At 58.4% G+C, this 2,986-nt stretch carries 2 protein-coding genes and 1 pseudogene; all 3 read right to left on the reverse strand.

Features of this window, described 5'->3' with window-relative positions:
• The coding region (locus EN925_RS30285) for an ATP-binding cassette domain-containing protein (protein WP_128337150.1) at window positions 1-1,047 on the reverse strand (1,047 nt) is incomplete at its 3' end.
• Window positions 1,048-1,079: 32 nt separating this feature from the next.
• Window positions 1,080-2,099: a BMP family protein gene (locus tag EN925_RS30290; RefSeq protein ID WP_127368542.1), complete on the reverse strand. Its 1,020-nt coding sequence runs from the start codon at window positions 2,097-2,099 to the stop codon at window positions 1,080-1,082.
• Window positions 2,100-2,478: 379 nt separating this feature from the next.
• Window positions 2,479-2,670 (reverse strand): annotated as a pseudogene (locus EN925_RS30295) (aromatic ring-hydroxylating dioxygenase subunit alpha); the annotation flags it as partial.
• Between the last annotated feature and the right edge of the window lie 316 nt (window positions 2,671-2,986).

The following is a 2,986-nucleotide window of genomic DNA, read 5'->3' on the forward strand; positions in this document are numbered from 1 at the left end:
TCCGAACTCCGGGATCAACCCTTCGAGGAAACGATCGTCCGGAATGAAACCCACGCCGCTGTCGAGAATCTGGCGAGACGTCGGCGCGGTGACCGGGCTTCCTTCCAGCGAGAAACCGCCCGATTGAAGCGCGCGGACTCCCATCAGTACCTCGAACAGTTCCTTCTGGCCGTTGCCGGCAACGCCAGCCAGCCCGAGAACCTCGTTGGCGGCGACGGTAAACGTCACGTCCTTGAGGACATCCTCGCCCCATTCGCCAACCGCCGACACCTTTTCGACCGAGAGGATTTCTCCCGTCGGCGTGACGGAATTGTCCCTGACGTTTTTCGTCACCTTGTGCCCGACCATGAGGGCGGTAATCGCCTCGGCTGTCGTATTGGCGGTGTCCACCGTAGCGACGACCTTGCCTTTGCGCAGGATGGTGACCCTGTCGGATTGCATCACCTCGCGCAGCTTGTGACTGATCAGGACAATCGACAATCCACGCTTGCGCATCCCATCAAGGATGACGAAGAGCTGGTCGGATTGCTGCGGCGTCAGGACCGCCGTCGGTTCGTCCAGGATCAGCAGCTCGGCACCGAAATAGAGTGCTTTGAGGATTTCCACCCATTGCTGTTCACCGACCGACAATTGCCAGATTTCGCGATCGAGGTCGATGTCGATGCCGCAGTCCCTGCAGAGGCCGAGAACCCTGCGGCGGGCATCGGCCTTCCTCAGCAGCAACCCGACATCGGCACTGCCGACGATGATGTTTTCGAGCACGGTGAAGTTCGACACCAGCACGAAATGCTGGTGAACCATGCCGATGCCTAACCGCAAGGCATCGGCGGGAGAGCTCAATTCCACCACCTCGCCCTTGAAGCGTATCTCGCCGCTATCGGCTTTGTAGTAGCCGTAGAGGCAGGACGACAGCGTCGACTTGCCTGCCCCGTTTTCACCGAAAAGGCAGTGGATCTCACCTTTGCGGATATCGAGATTGACCCCGTCATTGGCAATGACGCTGCCAAATCGCTTGGTAAGGTTCTGAACGTTCAGCAGGTCTTCCATTGGGTCGCACCGGGCTGCCTGGTTGATGTGTCTTACTTCACCTCGGCGGTGTTGAGCGGAACGACAAACTTGCCGGAAAGAATCTCCTGCCGCTTGGCAGATATTTCGCCCTTCACCGCCTGCGGGATCTTGCCGTCGAAATCATGATAGGGTGCGATGTCGGTGCCGCCTTCGGCCATCGAAAACCATTTCGGTTCGGCGTTGCCATTGAATTGCGCACCGGCCTTGTGTTTCAGCCATTCGCCGATGATCCAGTTGAGATCGGGCTTCCAGCTGATGGTGGCGCTGGACGCAATGGCGTCGGGCGCGACCTTGCTCTGGTCGTTGATGTTGGCGAAGCACATGATCTTGTGCTCCTGGCAGGGCTTGAAATTGTCGGTCAGCATGAAAACGACGTCGGCGCCGGCCGCGATCTGCACATTGGCATGCTCAGCCGCCAGCGCATTGTCGGACCACGAGCCGATGAACGAAAGCCGATGCTGGATGTCCGGCCTGATCGACTTTGCACCCTCGAAGAACGCATTGATCTGGTCGTTGACGTCATTGGCTGGAAAGGTGCCGACGATGCCAACCATGCCTGTCTTGGTGGTATGGCCAGCCAGCATCCCAAGCAGGTAGGAAGGCTCATGCAGCCGCTTGTAGATCCAGTATTGATTTGGCCCGGCTGGGTGATTGCCGGAGCCGGTGACAACAAACATCAGGTCGGGGAACTCGACGCTCAGCTTCTGGACCTGGTCCGAATAGGTGCCATGGCCCCAGATGATGTCGTATTCACCACTCTCTGCGTAGAAACGCATGGCGTTCTCAGCATCGTCTCCGTACAGCGGATCGGTATGTTCCCATGCAATCTCCAGCCCCTCGGGCCTTTCCTGTTTCAGTTGCTCAAGCGCGTCGAGCAGCGTCCGGTCCCAGCCGACGTCAGGCAGGTCCTGCAGGATAACAGCCAGTTTCAGCGTCTTTGGGACATCCGCGAATGAGCGTACAAGCCCCGACAGAAGCAGGGCGCCCGCCGTGCCCAGGATTGCCGTGCGTCGCGTAATGGTATTCGTCATCGCTTGATCCTCTCATTCCAGTCCGAGAACTGTCCAATGCCGCCCTGTCGTCATCCGGATGTTCTTGTCTTTTCCGGTTGCCTACTTGGAGGCGGCGATCGCCTGGACAACGTCCCCATGGCGTTGTTGGCAGCCGGTCTTCCGGCTTAGGTCCGAAACTTCCACGGCGAAGGTCGGCTAACAATGGCTGCGATTTCTTTCGCGCATATCCACAATTAATCATGTCCGAAAATGCGCCCATGACTAGAGCATAGTGCCGAAAAGTGTGAAGCGGTTTTCACGGACAAACGGAAACCGTTTGTCCAGACATCATGCTCTATCTCTTTGATCTAGAAGCGGATTCCGATTTCAGGTCGATTCGACCTGAAATCATCCGGCTCTAGTGTGCGCCGATACCGTTGCCGGCCACGACGCCATAACGCAGGCCCCTTTCGCGCAGCCAGCGGCGGTAGGCGGCCGACGCGGCGTCGGCGCGGATCGGCACCTCGGAACGGGGATCCAGCGGCAGCCTCTTCGGAACCTGATTCTCCAGGATCGGCTTGTCCTGACCCAGGATGGTCTGATGAAATCGCCTCCTCGACACAGGCGACGACATGCCAGTCGTTGAGCGCAACGGGATCGAGATGAGAGAAATTGCTCATGGTGCTGTCCAGCCTGGAATGTCTGTTGTCGGTGAACGGATCTGGCCAAGGCGCGACCGGCAACCAGGTTGCAAGACATCGGTCCGTTGCCTGACGCCGGATCAACCCTGATTGCCCGACAATTCATTTGTGCCTGGAAACCGCCATGTCCGCTCTTGAGGAAAGCATATCGCCAGTTCACCCGCCGGTTCTGGAGGCAATGCTTGCCTCGTCACCCGGAGGCACGTGGGCAACCATCAGGCGTTG

Source organism: Mesorhizobium sp. M7A.F.Ca.US.006.04.2.1 (assembly GCF_004022915.1).
GTDB lineage: Bacteria > Pseudomonadota > Alphaproteobacteria > Rhizobiales > Rhizobiaceae > Mesorhizobium > Mesorhizobium ciceri.